The following is a 20738-nucleotide window of genomic DNA, read 5'->3' on the forward strand; positions in this document are numbered from 1 at the left end:
ACTGTCCGAGCTGCGACTCAGCCTTCTGACAGCACCGCGGACGACCCGGGCCACACTCCCCCCTTCCGGCCCGGGTCACACCATACTATTCGTGACGACAGCTACCAGAAGCTCTGCGTCCGGGCGTACTCGCGCTCCTGGGCGAGGAGGTCGCGGTAGAACGCCTGTTCGTCCTCGCGCAGTTTGTTGATGACGCGGGCCGCGTTCGTCGGGCCGACGCCACGTGCCGCGAGGGCGATGACCGCCTGCTTCCCGTGGCTCTGGACGAGACTCGCCGCCCTGTACGCTCGCTCCGTCTTGTACTCCTGTTCCTCGTCCTTCTCCGTGGCGCGCACCGCGGCGACGGTCTCCTCGTCCCAGGGGTTGAGCGCGGCGATCATCGTCGAGCCACACTCGGGACACTCGGGCTGGTCGCGCACCCGTCGCACCTTCGTCTTCTGCTTCCAGTCCTGGCAGTGCACGCAGAGCTGGATGACGCGGTCGTTCCGGATGCGCTCTTTCACCGTCTCGATGACGCTCGCGTCGGCGTTCTCAGGCGAGAGCAGCTCCTTCCCGGCCGAGCGCCCGTCGGTCCCGATGGGCGTCCTGTCGCCGTGGACGAGCACCTCGCAGTCGCCGTCCCGGATCGCCCGGAGCACGTCGGCGGCGTTCTCGACCGCGAGGTCCTCGTGGAACACCTCGCGGACGGCCTCGTCGTAGATGGGCGTGTCCTGGAGTGCCGCGAGGAGCCGGTCGCCGGAGACGCCGCTGCCCTCCCAGCGCTTGAGCGCGCCGAACTTCGCGGCGACCTGCGAGAGCCGGAACTTGAGCGCGTCCGAGCGCTTCAGCGAGAGCTCGACGATGGCCTCGACGTGGTCGGGGTCCGTCGTCTCCAGCAGCTCGCGCACCTCCCCGAGCGAGACGCCCGAGGGAACCTCCAGCTCGATGCGGTACGGGTCGGTGTCGAGGCCGACCGTCGAGCCCGCGCGCTGGCCGAGCAGCGAGGAGAGCACCCGACCGAGCGTCGCGTTCGTCTTGTGGCCGAACGGGGCGTTGACGACGAACGTGTTCCCGCGGCCCTCCACGACGATGCGCTCGCCGGTCGGCGTCGGCGCACCCGCCTCCACGTGGTTCTCGACCTGCGCCAGCGCGCTCGCGAGCGTCGCCTCGTCGGCGGGATAGCGGTTCGCGAACTCGCGGGCGACGCCGGTCCGGGGCGCCCCGCGCTCGAACTGCGGGGTCGCCACGTCGCGCATCGCGCCGACCTCGCGGGCGACCGCCTCGGGCACCGGGATCTCCTGTCCGACCCACGACGGCACCTCGCCGGCGGGATCGGAGACCGGCGATACCTTCACCGTCGACTCGTCGTCGTCGACGTTGACGATGCGCCACATCTCGCCCCGCTGGACGAACACCTCGCCCGCGGTGGCGAAGTTGACGACGAAGCGCTCGTCGAGCGTGCCGACCTGCTGGCCGCTGGCCACGTCCTCGACGTCGTATGTCTCCTCGTCCGGTATCATCGAGAGGTTCGCGTAGACGTACTGCCAGGTGCCGCCGGTCGTCTCGACGGTGTCGGCGGCCTCGTCGAACCAGACGACGCGGTTGCCCTTCAGCTCGGAGACGACCGCGCGGAGGTCCGCCTCGGAGAGGTCGCGGAACGGGTGCGCCCGGGTGAACAGCTCGTGCAGGTCGGGAACCGGAACCTCGTCGAAGTCCATCGCGATGCCGGGTATCTGGTTCGCGACCACGTCGAGACTGCCCTCGTGGATGTTCGCCCGCTCGACCTCGCCGTCTCTGGCCCGTCGTGCGATGGCCAGCGCCTCGAACGTGTCGTCGGCCCGGGTCGTCACGACGGTCCCCGAGGAGATCTCGTCGCGCCGGTGACCCGCCCGGCCGACGCGCTGGAGCAGTCGGGCGACCTCGCGGGGGCTCTGGTACTGGACGACGTGGTCGATGCGCCCCACGTCGATGCCGAGCTCCATCGAGGAGGTACAGAGGAGGCCGTCCAGCTCGCCGGCCTTGAACGCGTCCTCGACCTCGATGCGGGCCTCCTTCGAGAGCGAGCCGTGGTGCACACCGATGTCCGCACCGAGCTCCTTGAACCGCGAGCCCAGCGCTTCGGCGGTCTGTCTGGTGTTCACGAAGATGAGCGTCGATTCGTTCGACTCGACGAGGTCGAGGATGGTCCGGACGTGGCTGGCGACCGTCGCGTCGGTGACGAGCTCGCTCGCGAGGCGTTCGTCGCCGTCCTCGACGGCCGGCTCGACGACCGACACGTCGAGGTCGCTGCCGACGTCGACCTGGCGTATCGCACAGCCTCGCCCGCCGGTGAGGAACGCACCGACCTCCTCCGGGTCGCCGACCGTCGCGGAGAGCCCGACCCGCTGGAACGGCCCCGCCAGCTCCCGCAGTCGCTCCAGCGCGACGGTCAGCTGTGCCCCCCGCTTCGACGCCGCCAGCTCGTGCACCTCGTCGATGACCACGTGCTGCAGCGACTCGAGTCCCGTCCGGAGCTTCGACCCGGTCAGCATCGCCTGCACCGTCTCCGGCGTCGTCACCAGCACGTCCGGCGGGTCGTTCGCCTGCTTCGAGCGCTGGTAGTCCGTCGTGTCGCCGTGGCGCACGTCCACGTCGAGGTCCAGCTGCTCCCCCCACCAGTCCAGCCGCTCGCGCATGTCGCGGTTGAGCGCCCGGAGCGGCGTGATGTAGAGCGCCCGGAAGCCGTAGGCCCCGCGCTCCTCGTCCTCGTGGTCGACGAGCGCGTCGAACACCGGCAGCATCGCCGTCTCCGTCTTCCCGGTCCCCGTCGGGGCGACGACGAGCGTGTGCTCGCCGGCGGCGATGGGCGGCAGTGCCCGTCGCTGGGTCCGGGTCGGCGTCTGGAAGCCCCTGTCGGACAGCGCCGACCGGACCTCGCTCCCGAGTGCGGTGAACGCGGCCGCTCCCTCCGTCATCGCCCGTCCTAACGGCGCGAACGGAATAAGTCGCTCGACGGTTCGTTTCGGCCCACAATATCAGGATTTTTGACAAAGCGACTATCTCCCTCTGCTACGGTGATACATCCGGATGCGTGTACCCAACAGGTGGTATGGGGGGTACACAGTCGACGTCGAAGTGGACGGCGTCGTCGTGAGGAAGGGCCTCGACCTGGAGAGCCTCCCGTTACCGGCGGTCAAGTTCGCGTTCGAGTCGACGCGTGATGCCCCGGTCGGGGTCCGCCTCACGGAGCGACTCCCCGAACCAGTCCAGCAAGAGCACGTCGCGGTCCACGCCGACTACGGCGGCCAGGGCTGGACAGCCTTCGCCGACGGCCGGGTCGTCTACACGGGCTCTGTCCCGCCGGGTGACACGGTCGTCACCCTGCTCATGGTCTGGCTCTCGGAACCCGACCACATCTACGGCTTCCTCGGGCAGCCACACCTCCGGGTCACCTCGAACCCGAACGCGCCCTCGCTCCGACCCGTCGGTGTCGAGACCGACCTGCTCCGGGTGGACGGGCGCTTCGCCTCCGACGAGCCGTTCGAGCGGATCCGTGCCGCCGTCGAGCGGGCGCTCTCCACGCCGGCGGACGTCGACGCCGACGACCCGGCAGACGTCGCAGAGCCGGTGGCTGCCCCGCCCCCTGGAGGCACCTGGGACGACAGCGAGGGCACGCCGCCGGCAACCGGGGCGACACCGGCTCCGTCCGTCACCGAACCGATACGCGAGGCGCTGCCCGAACCCGACAACGACTGGCCGCACCCGATCGTCCGCGGCGCCGCCGGGGAGCTCGACCCACCGGACGAGGAGACCGTCGACGACCTGGTCGACCAGCCCATCACGCCGGGGGGCCACTTCGTCCGCGTCGAGACGCGGGACAGCTACCACGGCGGGGGCGCGGTCGTCGTCGCCCAGGAGCTCGCCAACGCGTTCGAGATCGCGGGCCGCACGGTCTCCGGGGACGGCCGGCGCGACGTGGTCGACGTGGTCGTCGTCACCGACCAGTCGCCGGGCCGCATCGTCGAGGCGCTCGTCGACCGCCCGCAGGTCGTCGACGTGTTCGTCTCCCCGGTGACGGCCGAGGACGACGAGCCCGAACCCATCATCGACGACGTCGTGGCGACGTTCGAGCAGCTCGCCGCCGAATTCGACCCGGTCGACGCCGCCGAACTGGAGGCTGAGCTGGACGAGACGGAGTTCCCCGGCCCCGACGGCGACGAGTTCACCATCGCCGAACTCGTCGAGGGCGAGGTGGACGCCGCGGACGTGGCCGGTGATGCGGACGACGACGAGCTCCACACGCTCCAGGAGGAGATCGGTCGGCTGGCCGACCGCGTGGCCGAGCTGGAGGCCGAACTCGACTCGCTCGACGGTGAGCCCGCCGACGTCCACGGCGGGGAGGCCGAACCGGCGGTGGACCCCGACGCAGACGACTAGACGCTCCCGTACTCGCCGAGCCGGGTGCCGCCGAGCAGGTACGCCTGCGCGCTCGGCAGCCCGTCGGGGAGGAACGGCGCGAGGAAGTTCTCGTTCACGTTGACCCACGTCCCACCGCAGAGGTCGTTGAACGCCGGGAACACGACCAGCTCCGGGTCGGTCCACGCGAGGTCCGGGTCGCGCTCGGCGAACGGCTCGCGCTCAAGGGGGCCGCGGAGCCAGACCCGCTCGATGCGGCTCCCGCCCACCTCGTCGGTCAGCCGGACGCAGGGGTGTTCGTGGCCCACGCAGACGATATCCGCCGACAGCACCTCGGCGTCCGGCCAGGTGTGGCCGTGGGCGAACCCCACGTCACCGAGCCTGACACCGGTGCCGGCGGTGACGGTCGCGTCGACCCACGACTCGATGTCGCCGTCGTGGTTGCCCTTGACGACGGTCGTCGGCACGTCGATGGACTCCAGCAGCACCTCTATCTCGCCGCGTTCCGCGCCACCGGGACCCCCGATGGAGTGCATGAAGTCACCGAGGACGACGAAGCGGTCCGGGGCGGTCGATTCGAGCATCGCGAGGACCGACTCCCGGCGTGCCTCGGCCCGACTGTCGACGTGGACGCCGCTCTCGACCCTGAACCCGGCCTCGATGCCGGCGTGGAAGTCGGCGACGACGAGCGCGCGCTCCGCGCCGGTGTCGACGACGGCGGCCGGCCGGTCTGGCACCGGCTCGACGCTCGCCATCGCTCAGATCGCCTTCAGGCGGTCGTCGCCCGGCTCGTAGCACTGCCCGCCGATGAGCGCGTCCTGGATGGCGTCCTCGACCTCGTCCTCGGATGCGCCGGTCTCGCTCGCGACGCGGTCGACGAGCTCGGCGCGGTCCGCGCCGTCACCGTCGTCGAGGTCGGCCATGACCGCGAGCAGGTGCGATTCGAGGTCGACGTCCTCGGCGGACTCCTCGGCCTCCTCGGTGCTCTCCGGTTCGGCTTCGCCTTCCGCCGTCTCGTCCGTCTCGGCAGCGTCTTCGGGTTCGGCCCCGACGTCGGCCGTCTCCTCGGGCTCGGGCGGTTCGATGTCCGCCTCGCCCGGGTCGGCGACGTCGTTGCCGCTGGAGAACTCGGTGCCGAACTCGTCCTCGATTTCCTCGCGTTCCGCCTCGTCCATCTCGTACATCCCGCCGTCGTCGGCCGCCGCTGACGAGTCGGCGCTCGCGGGTTCGTGCTCCTCGGTCTCGTCCTCGCCGCCGAGGTCGCCCGGCTCGAAGTCGCCGATGCCGCCGGAGGCGTCGGCCTCCGCGTCGGAAGCCTCGGGCGCTGCATCGGCGGTCTCGGGTTCGCTTTTTGCGGTCTCGCTGTCGGTGACCTCGCCGTCGGTGACCTCGCCATCGGCAGCAGACGCGGTCGGCGTCTCGGGTTCCTCGGCCGGTTCCGGTTCCGGCTCTGGTTCGCTCGTCGCCGGTTCGCTCTCGTCGGTCTCGACGGCGGACTCGTCCTCGCTGCCTGCGGGTTCGGAGCCGGCCGCTGGCTCGGCGTCGGCGGTCGCGGTCTCCGCAACGGGCTCCTCGTCGTCTCCGTCGGCCTCGTCGTCTCCGTCGGCTGCGGGTGCGACCGGCTCGGCCTCGCCCAGCGGCGACCCGAACGCGGCGCGGTCGTCGTCGAGCAGGTCCGCCCAGGTCACGCTCCCGTCGCCCGCGTCGTCCGGGTCGATGGTGACGGCGGTGGCCTCGTCGCGGTCGCCGGTGACGACCCTGACCGCGTCGAGGGCGGTCTCGCGGAGCCGCGAGAGGTAGGTCGGGGTGGTGCCGTAGTGGTCCATCGCACGGGGGATGCCGTCCGCGAGTCCCGGCGGGACACCGCGGGACTGCAGCGCCACGCGCAGGTCGTCCCCACGCTCGTCGAGGCCCGCGGCGGCGGCGAAGGTCGCAACGCGTTCGAGCGTCTGCTCGGCGGTGTCGACCACCCAGCGGTCCCGGGTCGCGGCGTCGACCTCCGTGATGCTCTCCGGGCGGACCGAGGTGTAGACGCGGTCGGAGTCGTCGGGCGAGAACGTCCGTGCCTTGCCCGTGACCGCGACGAACGCGGGCGTGTCGAGTCGTTCCAGCGCGGCCATCTCGTCGGGCTGGTACTGCCCGGCGTAGACGACGAACGCGCCGGTCGGGTCGACGATGCGCCCGCGGAGCACGTCCTCGTTGACGGATTCGACCTCGGTGAGGACGCCGACCGCGAACAGCCGGTTGACGCGTGCCCCCGTCGGCGTGATGACGTAGTTCGGGGCGCGCTCCTCGTCGGCCTCCTGGTGCGAGAGCGTCGCGTCGTCGAACTCTGCCGCGAAGAGCCGGTAGGCCGTCTCGCGGCGCTGGATGTCGCTCATGCGTCCACCTCCTCGAGCAGTACCCTGGCACGGTCGGCCGGGTCGTCGTCGGTGCGCTCGAAGCTCGTGGCGTCGCAGTTCGCGCCGTAGTCGTCCACCGAGAAGTGGCCACGGACGCGGTACTCGAAGCCGACGATGTTCTCGCGGATGTCCTCGGCGACGACCTCCTTGTCCATCGCGTCGCGAGCCTGCGATTTGGCGTCGTCGAGCGTCCCGTCGTACACCTGCTCGGTCAGTTCGCGGTCGAGGACTACCGTGACGGTGGCGGTGCCGTCGTCGAGGATGGCCTTCACGCGCAGGTCGTCCTCGCCCTCGACGTCCCCGTGGCTGCGACACTGGCCGTTCTGGACGATGCGGTTGCACTCGGGGCAGCGCTCGATGAGCCCGGAGCCGTCCCGGACCGCGAGCACGTCGCCGACGAGCTCGACGTCGTACATCCCGCCCGCTGCGATGGCCTCCGCGACGGAGACCTGGGTCGCGTCCTCGCCCACCTCGATGTCGCGGTCGAGTGGCGTGACGGTGGAGTACTCCGAGACGTTCACCTCGGGGACGCCGCGGTACTCGCGGACGTAGGCATTCTCGATGCGGACCGGGTCGCCGTCCTCGATGGCCTCGTGGACCTCCCACGCAGTGAACGGCAGACGGCCGGACTCGTCGCCGAACACGCCGCTGAGGATGTCCGTCTCGCCCTCGCGACCGTCGATGGTGCGTCGTTCGACCTCCTCGACGGCGACCTCGACGGTCACGCCACGGTCGCCGGACTGGAGCTCGTGCAGGGTAGCCTCGCCGCCCACCTCGTAGGGCACGTCGAGTTCCTCGTCGAGGAACGACAGCGACGTGCTCTCGCCGAGGTTGAGCTCGGGTGCGCCGTCCCACTCGCGGACGCCGGCGTTACCGACCTGCACGGTGTCGCCCGAACTCAGGCCGAAGTCCGTCCACGCCGTGTAGGAGATCTTCCCCGTCTCGTCGGCGAGTTCGCCCTCGAAGATGTCCTGCTGTTCGCCCTGCGTCTGGATGGAGCGCTTGCCAACCGTGAGCACCCGGGCGGTCAGGCTGACGCTGCTGTCGTCGGTCGTCACGTCGCCGATGTCCTTCTCTGACGGCGCGCTGCCGCCACCGCCGCTGCTGCCGTCGCCGTACTTGCGACGGAGGCTCTGGACGGCTTCGTCCATCGGCACGCTGTACGACACCAGGTTCTCGAGGTCCGATTTGACCTCCTCTTTGTCGACACCGAGGTCGGAGGCGAGTTCCTCGGCGCGGTCGTCGAGACTCATGCCCGCGGATTGGTCGTGTTCGCATAAAAGGATTCGTGGCGCAAGATGGTTGGATTCAAGTCCGCCGCCGGAGCCTGTTCGAACGATGCGTCACGACCACCTGCTGACGGCGAACCAGCTCACGCGGGAGGACATCGAGCACGTCCTCGACCGCGCGGCCGAGGTGGACGCGAACCCGGCGTCGTTCGGCCAGCGACACGCCGGCAAGCTCCTCGGGCTCTGCTTCTTCGAGCCGAGCACGCGCACGAAGATGAGCTTCGAGGCGGCGATGAAGCGTCTGGGGGGCGACGTTGTCGACATGGGCTCCGTCGACTCGTCGTCGGTCAAGAAGGGAGAGTCGCTCGCGGACACCGTCCGCGTCGTCGAGGGCTACGCCGACGCGCTCGTCCTGCGCCACCCGCTGATGGGGGCGGCGAAGATGGCCAGCGAGTTCGTCGACGTGCCGCTCGTCAACGCCGGTGACGGCGCGGGCCACCACCCGACCCAGACGATGCTCGACCTGTACACCATCCGGGAGAACGCCGGGCTGGACGACCTCACCGTCGGTATCATGGGCGACCTGAAGTACGGTCGGACCGTCCACTCGCTCGCGACCGCGCTCACGAACTTCGACGCCAGCCAGCACTTCATCTCGCCCGATTCGCTGAAGCTCCCTCGCTCGGTCCGCTACGACCTGCACGAGGCGGGCGCGACGGTGCGCGAGCACACCGAACTGGACCCCATCCTCCCCCAGCTCGACGTCCTGTACGTCACCCGCATCCAGCGCGAGCGCTTCCCCGACGAGGACGAGTACCAGCGCGTCGCCGGCGAGTACCAGATCGACACCGACACGCTCGCCGACGCGAAGGAGGACCTCACCGTCATGCACCCGCTCCCGCGGGTCGACGAGATCGCACCGGAGATCGACGACACGGACCACGCGCGGTACTTCGAACAGGCACACAACGGCGTCCCGGTCAGGATGGCGCTGCTCGACCTGCTGCTGGAGGGAGACTCATGAGCGACACGGACAAGCAACTGCGCGTCTCGAAGATCGAGAACGGTACCGTCATCGACCACGTGCGCGGCGGGCAGGCACTGAACGTGCTCGCAATCCTCGGCATCGACGGCAGCGGCGGCGAGCAGGTGGCCATCGGGATGAACGTCCCCTCGGGCACGCTCGCGACGAAGGACATCGTGAAGGTCGAGGGCCGCGAGCTGAGCCAGGACGAGGTGGACGTGCTCTCGCTCATCGCGCCCGACGCGACCATCAACATCGTCCGCGACTACGACGTCATCGAGAAGCACCGCGTGGACCGACCCGAGAGCGTCGTCGGCGTCCTCTCGTGTCCGAACCGCAACTGCATCACGAACGCGGACGAGCCGGTCGAGACCCGCTTCGCCGTCCTGCGCGACGGCGTCCGGTGCGAGTTCTGCGGCGACATCGTCCGCGAGGACATCGCGAGTCACATCCGCGACGACTAGCTTATTCCCGGCATCGAGGCTCGGAAATGAAAGCGGTTCGGAAAGGACTAAATAGTCACCGGACGAACGTATTCCTATGTCGAGGAAGGTCAAACTCCTGCTCGCCCTGCTAGTGGCAGTGCTCGTGTACAAGATGGTCGCCAGCGGCGGTTCCACGGTCGAAGTCGACTACGACCTCGACGAGGAATAGCCCCCTCCGTTTTCGAACCACTTACCCCGCACGCACCCCGTAGCGACGGGTATGTACGGCGTCGTCACGCGCAACGAGGAGGAGCTCGACTGGGCGGAGTTCGAGCTGGGGTTCTACGAGGTCAAGGACGTGACCGGTCGGGCCGTCGAGCCCGTCGAGTCGGCGGTGAACATGGTCTCCTGCTTCGGTGACACCGCGGCGGGCGAGGGGAAGCCGGACCTCGTCCCGGTGAGCGACGACGGCGAGCCTGCCACGCGCGAGCGACCCTACTTCGACTGGGGCTACATCTGTCCGACCAGAGAACGCTACCGGGCGGGCCTGCTCGAGACCATCGCCGACTGCGCCGCCGCCAACGAGGCCGTCCGGCTGGACGACGTTGGCTTCCCCCGCGAGGAGTACTGCTACTGCGAGCACTGCCAGGAGTCCTACGCCGAGTGGCGCGCCGAGCGCGACGGGGGCAACCCCGCCGACTACGACCTGTTCGAGGCCGCCGACGAGGCCCGGTTCGACTGGCGCGCCGACGTCATCACGGGATTCGTCGCCGAGGCCGCCGAGCGCATCCCGGGCAAGACGTACTTCACGCTCTACCCGGACCCCTACCCCGACCACCTCTGCCGGCGGGCCGGGCTGGACCTCGACGCCATCGCCGAGCACGTCGACGAGTTCGTCGTGCCGCTGTACGACATGGCGTACTCGACGACGTACTGGCTGGAGGTCATCGCGAGCGGCTTCGTCGACGCGCTCTCGAAGCCGTTCTCCATCGAACTGTACGCCGTCGACGTCGACATCGACAGCCTCGCGCACGCGACCGAGGTCGCCGACGCCTACGCCGAGGACGTCTACTTCGGCTACGACGCGAGCCAGGCGCGGGCGACCATCCGCCGGATGAAGGCCGATTCGCAGGACGGACAGACGTTCGGGGACGTCGAGTAGGGCGGCCGTTCTCGGACCGGGTGCGACGGGCGACCGGTCCGCTCAGATGCTGGTCCGCATCGAGCGGTACGCCTGCGCCATGCCGTACTCCTCGAAGAACGCCGTCGCGCGCTCGTTGTCGACGTGGACCGAGAGCGAGAAGAAGCCACAATCGCGCTCGCGGCCCCAGTCGACGAGGCGGTCGAGCAGGTCTGTGGCGACGCCCTCGCGGCGGTACTCGGGCCTGACGTAGAGGCCGTCGCAGTAGACGACCGGCGGGCGGTCGTAGATGGGTGGCGTCGGCGACACCGCGCCGGAGACGTTGCCGACGAGTTCGCCGTCGTCCGTGACGGCGACGAAGATGGTTCTCTCGTCAGCGTCGAGCCAGCTGTCGAGGCTCGGCGTCGTCCGGGCCTGCTCGGTCAGGTTGCAGTACTCCGGCTCGCGTTGCTCGGCCTCGTGGTAGCCGGGCCGGAGCAGTTCGGTGCCGATGCGGTCGTGTTCGTCGGGTCGTGGTTCGCGTATCTCCATGGGTGGCTGTCGGGATCGTTCGGGGACGGTTCGGCGTCGTGAACGGGCGCGCCGCGGGTCCGGGCCACCCGTCCGGCGTCAGTCGCGGGTCACACCCCTCACTGCAGCGGCCCGTCACTTCGTCGTTTCGCCGCCCTGGCAACCTGTCGCACGAGACGGATTCGGCATTGTGGACCGCTTCCTCGCCCCTGAAAAGTCTCCGTCCCCTAGCCGGGGTGCAATGACCTCAGCACTGTTCGTCGTCAGCCAGGAGGGCTACTGGGCGGAGGAGTGCATCGAACCGTTGACCACGCTGACCGCCGCCGAGGTCGACGTGACCGTCGCCACACCGGACGGCGACCCGCCGGTCGTCGACGAGCGCTCGCTCGACCCCGAGGAGGTCGGCGAGACGTACGCACAGGAGGCGCGGGAGATCCACGAGACCGACGACCGCCTCAACGACCCGGAGCCGCTCGCCACCGTCGACGCGGCCGACCACGACGCCGTCGTGTTCCCCGGCGGGTACGGCACCGTCTGGGACGTGAACCAGGACCACCACGCCCGCGACCTGCTGCGCGACGCGGTCGCCGGCGACGAGGGCAAGGCGCTCGTCGTCTGCCACGCCGCCGGCATCCTCGCGTTCACCCGTGACGAGGACGGCGGGTTCCTCGTCGACGGGCGCAGCGTCACCGGGTTCCCGAACGCCTGGGAGGCCGACATCGTAGACGAGCACGACATCATGCCCGACGGACGGAAGCTCCCGTACTGGGTCGAGGACGAGGTCGTCGCTGCGGGCGGCGACTGGGACGCCGAGCTCGATTCGGACACCTCCGTCCGCGTCGACGGCGACCTCATCACGGCCCGCGGCCCGCCGTCGTCGTCCGCGGCCGCCGCGACCCTGCTGTCCGAGCTCGGCATCGAGACGCCCGTCTGAGCCCGACCGCGCCCTGTCGGCAGCCGTCGTCGCATCACCGCGAATCAGTCCCTTTTTATCGCCGCCACGGATATCTCGGGGCATGAGCTTCGAGGAAGACGACACCGTCGTCCTGCACGACAAGCACAGCGAGTTCGACGGCGAGACCGGTACCATCACGCAGGTCATGGACACGATGTTCGGCGACGCCACCTACACCGTCTCCTTCGAGGACGGGCAGGAGCAGGGCATCCCCGAGGACCAGCTCGAGGCCGCCGAGGCCGACGACGACGACGAAGACGACGAGGAGTAACGCGGCCCACCCGTTCCCACCATGGCTTCGGTCCCGTTCCACTACGTCGACCTCCGGGCGTTCTGCTACGCGACGGAGGACGAGAAACGCGTCGAGGGCGCCCTCCGTCACTACCTCCCGGAGGAGTTCGAGATCGAACGGGCCGAGAGCAAGGGCCACCACGGCGACCGCATCGTCGTGCTGTCTGCCCGGGTCGAGAACGCCGACGACGTGCGTCACGTGCTCGCGAGGCTGGCCGAGGCCCCCGAGGTCGACCGGCTCGTCGACGAGCTCGACGACCGCGTCACCGAGAACTGCGAGTTCTTCGTCCACCTCGACAAGCAGGCCGCGTTCTCGGGCGAGACCGCACTCGGCAACGGCATCACGTTCCGCGCGAAGGTCGAAGCGTACCCGGCCAAGCGCGAGAAGGCCGTCGCGAACGCCGAGGAGACGCTCGAAGAGCTCTCGGCCGAAGACGAGGAGACGTAGGTCCCCTGACTCGGTTCGGGAGGACCGCGATTTGCTCGGGTCTCCGCCACTGACGCCGACACCGACGAGAGCCCCGGCACTCAACCGCGTCTCACAGTTCTCCACCGGGTTGCGATGCTCGCTCGCTTCACCACCCCCGGGCTTCGCCAGGAGAGCCAGCGCAGGCAACGACGGAGAACTCTCCCCCGTCATCGACAGGTTCGGTACGTACAGAGCGTGGGTCTATCACTCCCCAGAAGCTATCGTTCTGCCACATCAAAGTCTACTGATGGCAGATATCTTCATTCGGAAACAGAAGATTCGTCCCGGAAAGACCGAACGGCTCCGCGAGTGGATTGCGGAGATGCACGACGCTGCCAACCGAGAGGCTGCACACGACATCTGGTCAGCTGAGAGTCTGCATACGATATCCCTGTTCATCGAACACGGTGAGGATGGCGACTACTTCGTCTGGTTTCTCGAAGCTGAGTCGATGGAGCAGCTGATCAAAGCTCGACGTGACTCGACACATCCGCTCCACGCCGTGGAAGACGAGATGATGGCGGAAGTGTTGGAAGACCCCGAAGAAGCGGGCAATTTCGAACCCCTCCTCCACGGTGTGAGTCCCGAGCGCCCGAACGAATACGTCGTAGAGCGATACTCGGACGACTCCTGATACACATGCACAGCTACAGACCAGCCGATCCGTGGACCGATAGTCGGAACTCGACGTCGCGTGGATAGTTCCGCGACACGCAGTCAGGTTCTCGACGGTCCTCGACGGTGAACCGGAACCCTAAGGGACGCCCCCGAGAGACGACGAGCCATGTACGAGGCCGTCCACGCACATCCGGACGGCGACGCGACCGTCGCCCGCTACGCCCACACGGCCGCGAGCTACGGCTACGACGGCATCGTGGTGCGGAACCACGGCGACGCCCGCACGGAGTACGACGCGGAGCGCATCAGCGAGGAGACGGGCGTCGACGTGGTACGGGGGATGGAGATCCGCGCGGACGACCCCTCGCAGGCCAGCGGCTACGTCGGCAACTACCGGGGCGACCACACGCTGCTGCTGGTCCACGGCGGGACGAACGCGCTGAACCGCTTCGCGGTCGAGCAGGACCGCGTGGACGTGCTCGCCCACCCGATGCGCGGCGACGGCGACGTGAACCACGTGCTGGCGAAGGCGGCGGTCGAGAACGGCGTGCGCCTTGAGTTCGACCTGAGCCGTGTCTGTCGGCTGTCTGGGGGCGGTCGGGTGCAGGCGCTCCGGGGACTGCGGAAGCTCGCGGACATGGTCGACCAGTTCGACGTGCCGTACGTGGTGAGCGTGGATCCGACGAGTCACCTGCACCTGCGGGCCCCGCGCGAGCTGGCCGCCATCGGCGAGGTGATCGGTCTCGGCGAGGAGCGTATCCGCGAGGGGCTGGCGGAGTGGGGCCGGCTTGCCGACCGGAACCGGGAGCGCCAGTCCGAGTCCTTCATAGAACCCGGCGTGCGTAGAGGGCGGTATGAAGAAGTCGATCGATGAACACGCCGCCCGCTTCGACGAGGTCGCCGCGGAGTACGACGACGAGCACAACCAGACCGACGAGTACCGCGCCTGCGTCTCGCTGGTGCTGGACCACGCCCGCGACGCCCTCTCGGGCACGGAGACCGTCCTCGACGTGGGCTGTGGCACCGGTGCCATCGGACTCTCGCTCGCCGAGGACGCCGGCAGCGTCGTCTTCCGGGACATCAGCGAGGGGATGCTCGACGAGGCGCGCCGGAAGGCCGACGAGGCCGGGCTGACGAACGTCGAGTTCGGCGAGGGGACGTTCCGCGAACCGAACTACGACGGCGACGTCGACCTGGTGGTCTCGAACTTCGCGATGCACCACCTCTCCGACGAGGAGAAACGCGAGGCAATCGACGTGCTCGGGGCGCTCGGCCCGGACCGCATCGTCCTCGGCGACGTGATGTTCTTCGGCGAGCCCGACCCCGACGAGCCGTTCTACTCGCCCGAGGTCGACGACCCCTCCACGGTCGGCCACCTCGCGGACTGCTTCACGGACGCGGGCTACGCGCTCATCGCGGTCGAGCCGGTCCACGACCAGGTCGGCGTGCTCGTCGGCGAGCGGGTCTGAGCGACCGTCGACTTCGAGAGGTTGAAACGGGCGCCGACCGAATGGACAGACAGTGAAGCACCTCCCCAAGCACCTCCGGCCGCGCTACCGCTACCTCGCGGTGGAGCTGGAGTCGACGCCCGACGCCTCGTTCTCGCGGCGCTCGTTCCAGCGCGAGCTCTGGTACGCGGCGGGGAACCTGCTGGGCGACCCCGGCAGCGCCGACGTCGACTGCACGGTCGTCCGGTTCGAGTTCTCGGAGGGCGTCGGCGAGGCTGTCGTCCGCGCACGGCACGGTCACGCGGCGGAGGCACGGGCCGCACTGGCCTGCGTCGCGAGCGTCGACGGCCACGACCTCGGCGTCGTCGTCCGCGGGATTTCCGGGACGATACGGGCCTGTGAAGAAAAGTATTTAGGACGGCCGAGGCAAATCTCGGCCCAGAGAACCGTCGCGTTCGAGGACCAAGACAGACCGGCAGTCGAGCGAAACGGCGTTCTCGACGTGCGAGTCGACGACCGGTACGTCGGCGCGACGCCCACCGATTTCGAGTGACACACAATGCAGGGACAACAACAGCAGGCGTACGACCGGGGTATCACCATCTTCTCGCCGGACGGACGTCTCTACCAGGTCGAGTACGCCCGCGAGGCGGTCAAGCGCGGGACGGCGAGCATCGGCGTCCGAACAGACGAGGGGGTCGTCCTCGCGGTCGACAAGCGCATCCGCTCCCCGCTGATGGAGCGCACGAGCGTCGAGAAGATCCACAAGGCCGACGACCACGTCGGCATCGCGAGCGCGGGCCACGTCGCCGACGCCCGCCAGCTCATCGACTTCGCCCGCCGTGACGCCCAGGTCAACCAGCTCCGCTACGGCGAGCCCATCGGCATCGAGACGCTGACGAAGCACGTCACCGACCACATCCAGCAGTACACGCAGGTCGGCGGCGCGCGCCCGTTCGGCGTCGCGCTCATCATCGGCGGCGTCGAGAACGGCGAACCCCGGCTCTACGAGACCGACCCGTCCGGGACGCCCTACGAGTGGAAGGCGCTCGCGGTCGGCGCGGACCGCGGCGAGATCCAGGAGTACCTCGAGACGAACTACGACGACGACGCGGACCTCGAGGGCGGCATCGAGCTCGCCCTCTCGGCGCTCGCGACGGCCAACGAGGACAGCCTCCGTCCCGAGGGCGTGGGGATGGCGACCGTCGACGCCGAATCCGAGCAGTTCGTCGAGCTGACCGACGACGAGATCGAGGAGTACCTCGAGTCCTTCGACCTGCTCGCGACGGAGGACGACGAGACCGATGGGGACGACGCGACTGCGGAAACGGACGACACGGGCGACGACGACGCCGACAGCGACGTGGACGACGAGTCCGAGGACGCAGGCGACGAGTCCGAGGAGTGACCCCGGTCACGGGAAACAGCTTTTTAATCACCCCGCGTAAGGTTCGGGTATGATTTCGCTCGACGAAGCGGTGACCGCGCGACTCGAGAGCCACGGTGCGCGGTTCGAGGTTCTCGTCGACCCAGACGCTGCGCTGTCCATCAAACGAGACGAGTTCGAGGGCGACCTCGAGGACGTCATCGCGGCCGAGGACGTGTTCGAGGACGCCTCCCGCGGCGACCGCCCCGCCGAGAGCGACCTCGAGAAGGTGTTCGAGACCACGGACCCGATGGAGATCATCCCCGAGGTCATCAAGCGCGGGGAGATCCAGATCACGGCCGAGCAGCGCCGCGAGATGCAGGAACAGAAGCGCAAGCAGCTCGTCAACAAGATCGCCCGGAACGCGGTGAACCCGCAGATGGACGACGCGCCCCACCCACCGGAGCGCATCGAGTCCGCGCTGGAGCAGGCCGGCTTCAAGGTCGACCCGATGGAGCCCGTCGAGAGCCAGGTGGACGACGCGCTCGACGCGCTCCGGCCGGTCATCCCCATCCGGTTCGACGAGGTCACGGTGGCGGTCCACGTCCCCGCCGACTACGCCGGCAGCACGCAGGCGCAGGTCCGGAGCTACGGCGAACTCGAACGCGAGGAGTGGCAGAACGACGGCTCGTGGATCGGCGTCGTGCGCTTCCCGGCGGGGATGCAGAACGACTTCTACGACATGGTCAACGACCGGACCAGCGGCACCGCCGAGACGCGCATCGTCAAGGACGAGGACGAGCTGAGCACGCGGTAGGGCCTCCTCCGGTTCTTCGACTCGTTCGACGCCGAGCGGCGGCTCCGTGAGCCGGTGCGTGGTGGCGCCGCTGTTCGGCTCTCTGAGAGATCATCGGCCAGAAGAACGACAGAAACCGGAGCGTCGACCGTCGATTATCCCTTCCGGAAGCCGAGCAGGAAGCCGCCGGTGAAGCCCGCACCGACGGAGAGCGTCGAGAGGATGGGCTCGACCCAGCCGGTGTTGACCTCGCCAGCCCCCTCGGCGGCCCCGAGGATACCGCCGCTGAGTTCGTCCCACTTGACGGTGATGTAGCCCTTCGATTCGAGGAACTTGAACAGGGCGAGTTCGATGCCGACGAGGACAGCGATGACCTTCGCGACCTTCTTCGCGGCGAACCCGATGATCCCACCGATGACGGCCCCTGTCCCGAGCTCCAGCCCGAGTTGCTGGGGGTCGATAGCGAGCTGTAGGGAAAGCATATCCTGATACGGACGCGACTCCTGAATAAGTCTTTTGGGGCCCGAATGTAACGGAGCGCCAGAGGGCGGGCGGGTGCTCGCCACCTCGTCGGTGGGGCACAGGAACCGGCAGACGGACGCGAGTAGGGGGCTGTTACTGGACAGTCGCAGGGAGAGATTCAAGAGGGGTGAGCGGCTACAGCAGGTATGCAACGTGTTCGCAGAATCGAGGTGGCGGACCGCCGAGCCTGAGGTCCGCCGCCCGGCGGGCAGTGCCCCGCTGGGAGCGTCGCAGCATCGACCGGCCGGCCGCCCGGCCGAGGTGAGCGGATGAGAGCCATCGTCGCGAAGCGCGTCGACAAGGGTGTGGCGGACACCGAGGAGATCCGCCAGCTCGCGGAGGCCGCGGGCTACGAGGTGGTCGCCGAGCTGACCCAGTCCAGAACCGCCGACCCCGCCCTGCAGCTCGGCGAGGGGAAGGCCGACGAGCTGGCGGCGCTCGCGGCCCGCGAGGACGCCGATACGGTCATCTTCGACAACCGGCTCGGGCCGTACCAGATGTACAACCTGGGCCAGAAGCTCCCGGAAGACACCGAGCTGATGGACCGGTTCACGCTCATCTTGGAGATCTTCGGCCAGCGGGCCCAGACCCGCAAGGCACAGCTCCAGGTCGAGCTCGCCGAACTCCGGTACGAGCTCCCCCGCGCCGAGGCGAAGACGAGCCTCGCGAAGCGCGACGAGCACCCCGGCTTCATGGGGCTCGGCGAGTACGACGAGAGCCGCGAGCAGGACATCAAGGACCAGATCTCCCGCATCAGGGACGAGCTGGCCCGCATCGAGCAGACCGAGCAGGACCGCCGCGAACGCCGCCACGAGGCCGGGTTCGATCTCGTCGCGCTGGCGGGGTACACGAACGCGGGTAAGTCGACGCTGCTGCGCCGGCTCGCCGCGGACCTGGACGTCGACGCCAACGAGGACCTGCATCCGGACCTCGACGCGACCGCCGAGTCCGAGGACCGGCTGTTCACGACGCTGGGGACGACGACCCGCCGGGCGGACATCGACGACCGCGACGTCCTGCTCACCGACACCGTCGGCTTCATCTCGGACCTGCCCCACTGGCTGGTCGAGTCGTTCAAGTCCACGCTGGACTCGGTCTACCGGGCCGACCTCGTGCTGCTCGTCGTGGACGTGAGCGAGCCCGTCGAGGAGATCCGCGAGAAGCTCGTCACGTCCCACGACACGCTGTACGAGCGCAACGAGGCGCCCATCGTCACCGTGCTGAACAAGATCGACACGGTCGACGTGGACGAACTCGCCGAGAAGCGCGAGGCGCTCTCCGCGCTCGCGCCGAACCCCGTCGCCGTATCGGGGATGGAGGGGCTGAACGTCGAGGAGCTGCGCGAGCGCATCGTCGACGAGCTGCCCGACTGGGAGCACGAACGGCTCGTCCTCCCGATGACAGAGGACACGATGAGCCTCGTCTCGTGGATCCACGACAACGCGAACGTCGAGGACGTGAGCTACGGCGACGAGGACGTTGTGGTCGACTTCGAGGCCCGGCCGGCCATCGTCGAGCAGGCGCGGTCGCGGGCTGGCGACCTAACGACGCCAGTGCAGTGAGACCGATTCGAGTCTGATTCTCCGCGGTCAGAGGAACCGCGAGACGCCGCGGTCGCTCCTGCTGTCTACCGATTCGGCGCCGAAGACGGCGAGGACGTCGTCGTCGAACCCCCGCTTCGAGAAGACGGTGACGAGGTCACCACCTTCTACCACGGTGTCTCCGCGCGGGGTCACGACGCTGTCCTCGCGCTCGATGGCGACGACGAGCACGTCCTCGGGCAGTATCTCGTCGGCGTTTCGGAGCCGTCGGTCGGCGACGGGTGCCTCGTCGGTGACGGTCACCTCGAACACCTCGGCGTCGCCGGCGAGGTGAAGCCAGTCCTTCACGGACGGGCGCTGGACCGCCCGCAGCAGGTGCTCGGAGATGAGCTTCTGGGGGTTCTCGATGACATTCGCGCCGCTACGTCTGAACAGCGGCATGTGCTCGGGGTCGTGGACGACCGAGACCCGCGAAGGGACACCGAACTCGTCCGCGAGGAGCATCACCATGATGTTCGTCGCGTCGCTGTCCGTGGTCGAGATGATCGCGTCGGCACGGGACGCACCGGCCTCCTCCAGCGTCTCCGCGACGGTCGCGTCGGCCTCCAGCACGAGGCAGTCGTACCGCCCGCTGGCCCGTGCGGCGGTGTCCGGGTCCTCCTCGACGACGACGACCTCGTGTCCGTTCGCGGTCGCCATGTCGATGAGGGGGTCGCCGATGTCGCCGGCGCCGATGACGATGACGTACATCTACGGGTCACCCCCCTCGCCCCAGACGATGAGGGGGTCATCGGCGATCGAGAGCACGTCCGTGGTGGTGGAGCCGAAGGCGAGGCGACGGAGACCGGACGTGGTCGGGGCACCGAGCACGAGGAGTCCGTCTTCGCCGGCGAGGACCGCCGGGACGTCGTCGTCGCGGACGAGGCTGGTCGTCGCTGCATCGTCGTCGAACCGGTCAGCGGCCCGTCGAAGGAGCGACCGCCCGGCCGCAACCGTCTCCTCGTCGGCGTCGGGGTCGACCACGTGGACGAGTCGGACGGGGCGGTCGAAGCGTGCGGCGAACACGCCCGCGACGTCGAGGCTCCGGTCCATGTTCGGGCCGCCGGCGACGGCGACGACCACGCGGTCGGTGACTCCGTCGTGGAGGGTAGGCGCGTAGAGCACGACCGCGTCGGTCTCCCGTCCCACCGCGTCGACGACCTCCCAGTCGACGGGTTCGTCGAACAGCACGACGGAGGCGTCGCGCTGGGCGACGGCGGCGACGATGGCGTCGGCCACGTCCTCGGTGGCCCGGTGGCTCCACTCCACGTCGACGGCATCCAGAACGTTTCTGACGTGGAGGGCCTTCGCGGCCGCGTGGCGTCGTTCGTCGGTCTCCCGTGTCGGATCGGGAGTGATGGAGAATACCACGACGGTCGGGTCTGGGAACCCGGGGCCGACCGCCTCGGCGAGCCCCGCTGCCGTCCGGATGGCGTCGTCGTCCAACGATTCGTCGAGCACTGGAACGAGCGTCTTCGGGTGGAGTGTCATGTGTGCGGTGAGTCTGGTGCCGACGGAGCCGCCCTCCAGGGGCACCTGCCTGTCTGCCCCAGCCGAATCGACGCATCAAGATAAACTAACTGGTCCA

Annotated in this window: 22 protein-coding genes; 14 read left to right on the top strand and 8 right to left on the bottom strand. The window is 68.9% G+C overall.

Going from position 1 to position 20738, the window contains the following annotated elements; all coding sequences use genetic code 11:
- Positions 1-101 precede the first annotated feature (101 nt).
- Entirely contained in the window at positions 102-2933 is a 2832-nt protein-coding gene (locus ACSG06_RS06850; RefSeq protein WP_440989515.1) for a DEAD/DEAH box helicase, read from the bottom strand.
- Between the two features lie 160 nt (positions 2934-3093).
- On the opposite strand from ACSG06_RS06850, the gene ACSG06_RS06855 reads away from it, so the two are divergent.
- On the top strand, positions 3094-4395 hold the full coding sequence (locus ACSG06_RS06855; protein WP_440989516.1) for a hypothetical protein: 1302 nt from the start codon (positions 3094-3096) through the stop codon (positions 4393-4395).
- Here the strand turns inward: ACSG06_RS06855 and ACSG06_RS06860 are convergent.
- From ACSG06_RS06860 to ACSG06_RS06870, 3 genes are read right to left on the bottom strand one after another with little or no spacing between them, the layout of a single operon-like run.
- A complete protein-coding gene (locus ACSG06_RS06860) occupies positions 4392-5129 on the bottom strand; it encodes a metallophosphoesterase (RefSeq protein WP_440989517.1) in 738 nt (245 codons plus the stop codon). The genes ACSG06_RS06855 and ACSG06_RS06860 overlap by 4 nt on opposite strands.
- 3 nt (positions 5130-5132) lie before the next feature.
- A complete protein-coding gene (locus tag ACSG06_RS06865) occupies positions 5133-6755 on the bottom strand; it encodes an RPA family protein (RefSeq protein WP_440989518.1) in 1623 nt (540 codons plus the stop codon).
- A complete protein-coding gene (locus tag ACSG06_RS06870) occupies positions 6752-8029 on the bottom strand; it encodes a Single-stranded DNA binding protein (protein ID WP_440989519.1) in 1278 nt (425 codons plus the stop codon). The genes ACSG06_RS06865 and ACSG06_RS06870 overlap by 4 nt, the downstream gene beginning before the upstream one ends.
- An 85-nt stretch (positions 8030-8114) precedes the next feature.
- Here ACSG06_RS06870 and pyrB point away from each other — a divergent pair, with 85 nt between their 5' ends.
- The 3 genes from pyrB (at position 8115) to ACSG06_RS06885 (ending at position 10616) form a co-directional block, all read left to right on the top strand.
- Positions 8115-9029 carry an aspartate carbamoyltransferase gene (gene pyrB, locus ACSG06_RS06875; RefSeq protein WP_440989520.1) on the top strand — a complete coding sequence of 305 codons (915 nt, stop codon included), beginning with the start codon at positions 8115-8117 and terminating at the stop codon, positions 9027-9029.
- Positions 9026-9493, top strand: a complete 468-nt coding sequence (pyrI, locus tag ACSG06_RS06880) for an aspartate carbamoyltransferase regulatory subunit (protein ID WP_440989521.1) — start codon at positions 9026-9028, stop codon at positions 9491-9493. Before pyrB ends, pyrI begins: the two co-directional genes overlap by 4 nt.
- Positions 9494-9734: 241 nt before the next feature.
- Positions 9735-10616, top strand: coding sequence for a hypothetical protein (locus ACSG06_RS06885; protein ID WP_440989522.1), 882 nt, complete (start codon positions 9735-9737; stop codon positions 10614-10616).
- A 42-nt stretch (positions 10617-10658) separates the two neighbouring features.
- Here ACSG06_RS06885 and ACSG06_RS06890 read toward each other — a convergent pair whose 3' ends face one another.
- The gene (locus ACSG06_RS06890) at positions 10659-11126 is read right to left on the bottom strand and encodes a GNAT family N-acetyltransferase (protein WP_440989523.1); all 468 of its coding nucleotides are present in this window, start codon (positions 11124-11126) and stop codon (positions 10659-10661) included.
- A 220-nt stretch (positions 11127-11346) separates the two neighbouring features.
- Here ACSG06_RS06890 and ACSG06_RS06895 point away from each other — a divergent pair, with 220 nt between their 5' ends.
- From ACSG06_RS06895 to ACSG06_RS06935, 9 genes are all read left to right on the top strand, one after another.
- Positions 11347-12039: a type 1 glutamine amidotransferase domain-containing protein gene (locus ACSG06_RS06895; protein WP_440989524.1), complete on the top strand. Its 693-nt coding sequence runs from the start codon at positions 11347-11349 to the stop codon at positions 12037-12039.
- Between the two features lie 82 nt (positions 12040-12121).
- Entirely contained in the window at positions 12122-12331 is a 210-nt protein-coding gene (locus ACSG06_RS06900) for a DUF1918 domain-containing protein (protein ID WP_440989525.1), read from the top strand.
- Positions 12332-12352: 21 nt separating this feature from the next.
- Positions 12353-12799, top strand: a complete 447-nt coding sequence (locus ACSG06_RS06905) for an RNA-binding protein (protein ID WP_440989526.1) — start codon at positions 12353-12355, stop codon at positions 12797-12799.
- Positions 12800-13067: 268 nt separating this feature from the next.
- Positions 13068-13454, top strand: coding sequence for a DUF6176 family protein (locus ACSG06_RS06910; protein ID WP_440989527.1), 387 nt, complete (start codon positions 13068-13070; stop codon positions 13452-13454).
- 150 nt (positions 13455-13604) lie between these two features.
- The gene (locus ACSG06_RS06915) at positions 13605-14312 is read left to right on the top strand and encodes an RNase P subunit p30 family protein (RefSeq protein WP_440989528.1); all 708 of its coding nucleotides are present in this window, start codon (positions 13605-13607) and stop codon (positions 14310-14312) included.
- Positions 14293-14907, top strand: a complete 615-nt coding sequence (locus ACSG06_RS06920; protein ID WP_440989529.1) for a class I SAM-dependent methyltransferase — start codon at positions 14293-14295, stop codon at positions 14905-14907. The genes ACSG06_RS06915 and ACSG06_RS06920 overlap by 20 nt, the downstream gene beginning before the upstream one ends.
- Before the next feature lie 52 nt (positions 14908-14959).
- The gene (locus ACSG06_RS06925; RefSeq protein WP_440989530.1) at positions 14960-15439 is read left to right on the top strand and encodes an Rpp14/Pop5 family protein; all 480 of its coding nucleotides are present in this window, start codon (positions 14960-14962) and stop codon (positions 15437-15439) included.
- 6 nt (positions 15440-15445) lie between these two features.
- Complete coding sequence (psmA, locus tag ACSG06_RS06930) at positions 15446-16294, top strand: archaeal proteasome endopeptidase complex subunit alpha (protein ID WP_440989531.1); 849 nt, start codon at positions 15446-15448, stop codon at positions 16292-16294.
- Positions 16295-16343: 49 nt separating this feature from the next.
- Positions 16344-17069, top strand: coding sequence for a ribosome assembly factor SBDS (locus ACSG06_RS06935; RefSeq protein ID WP_440989532.1), 726 nt, complete (start codon positions 16344-16346; stop codon positions 17067-17069).
- 134 nt (positions 17070-17203) lie between these two features.
- Here the strand turns inward: ACSG06_RS06935 and ACSG06_RS06940 are convergent, their stop codons facing one another.
- A complete protein-coding gene (locus ACSG06_RS06940) occupies positions 17204-17530 on the bottom strand; it encodes an FUN14 domain-containing protein (protein WP_440989533.1) in 327 nt (108 codons plus the stop codon).
- Between the two features lie 309 nt (positions 17531-17839).
- Here ACSG06_RS06940 and hflX point away from each other — a divergent pair, with 309 nt between their 5' ends.
- The gene (hflX, locus tag ACSG06_RS06945; protein ID WP_440989534.1) at positions 17840-19132 is read left to right on the top strand and encodes a GTPase HflX; all 1293 of its coding nucleotides are present in this window, start codon (positions 17840-17842) and stop codon (positions 19130-19132) included.
- Between the two features lie 27 nt (positions 19133-19159).
- On the opposite strand, the gene ACSG06_RS06950 is transcribed toward hflX, so the two are convergent.
- Positions 19160-19861 (bottom strand): potassium channel family protein, encoded by a 702-nt coding sequence (locus tag ACSG06_RS06950; protein ID WP_440989535.1) that lies wholly within the window; start codon positions 19859-19861, stop codon positions 19160-19162.
- Entirely contained in the window at positions 19862-20686 is an 825-nt protein-coding gene (locus ACSG06_RS06955) for a universal stress protein (protein WP_440989536.1), read from the bottom strand. It lies immediately after the preceding gene.
- Between the last annotated feature and the right edge of the window lie 52 nt (positions 20687-20738).

This window comes from Haloarchaeobius baliensis (assembly GCF_052060055.1).
In the GTDB taxonomy this organism is placed as follows: domain Archaea; phylum Halobacteriota; class Halobacteria; order Halobacteriales; family Natrialbaceae; genus Haloarchaeobius; species Haloarchaeobius baliensis.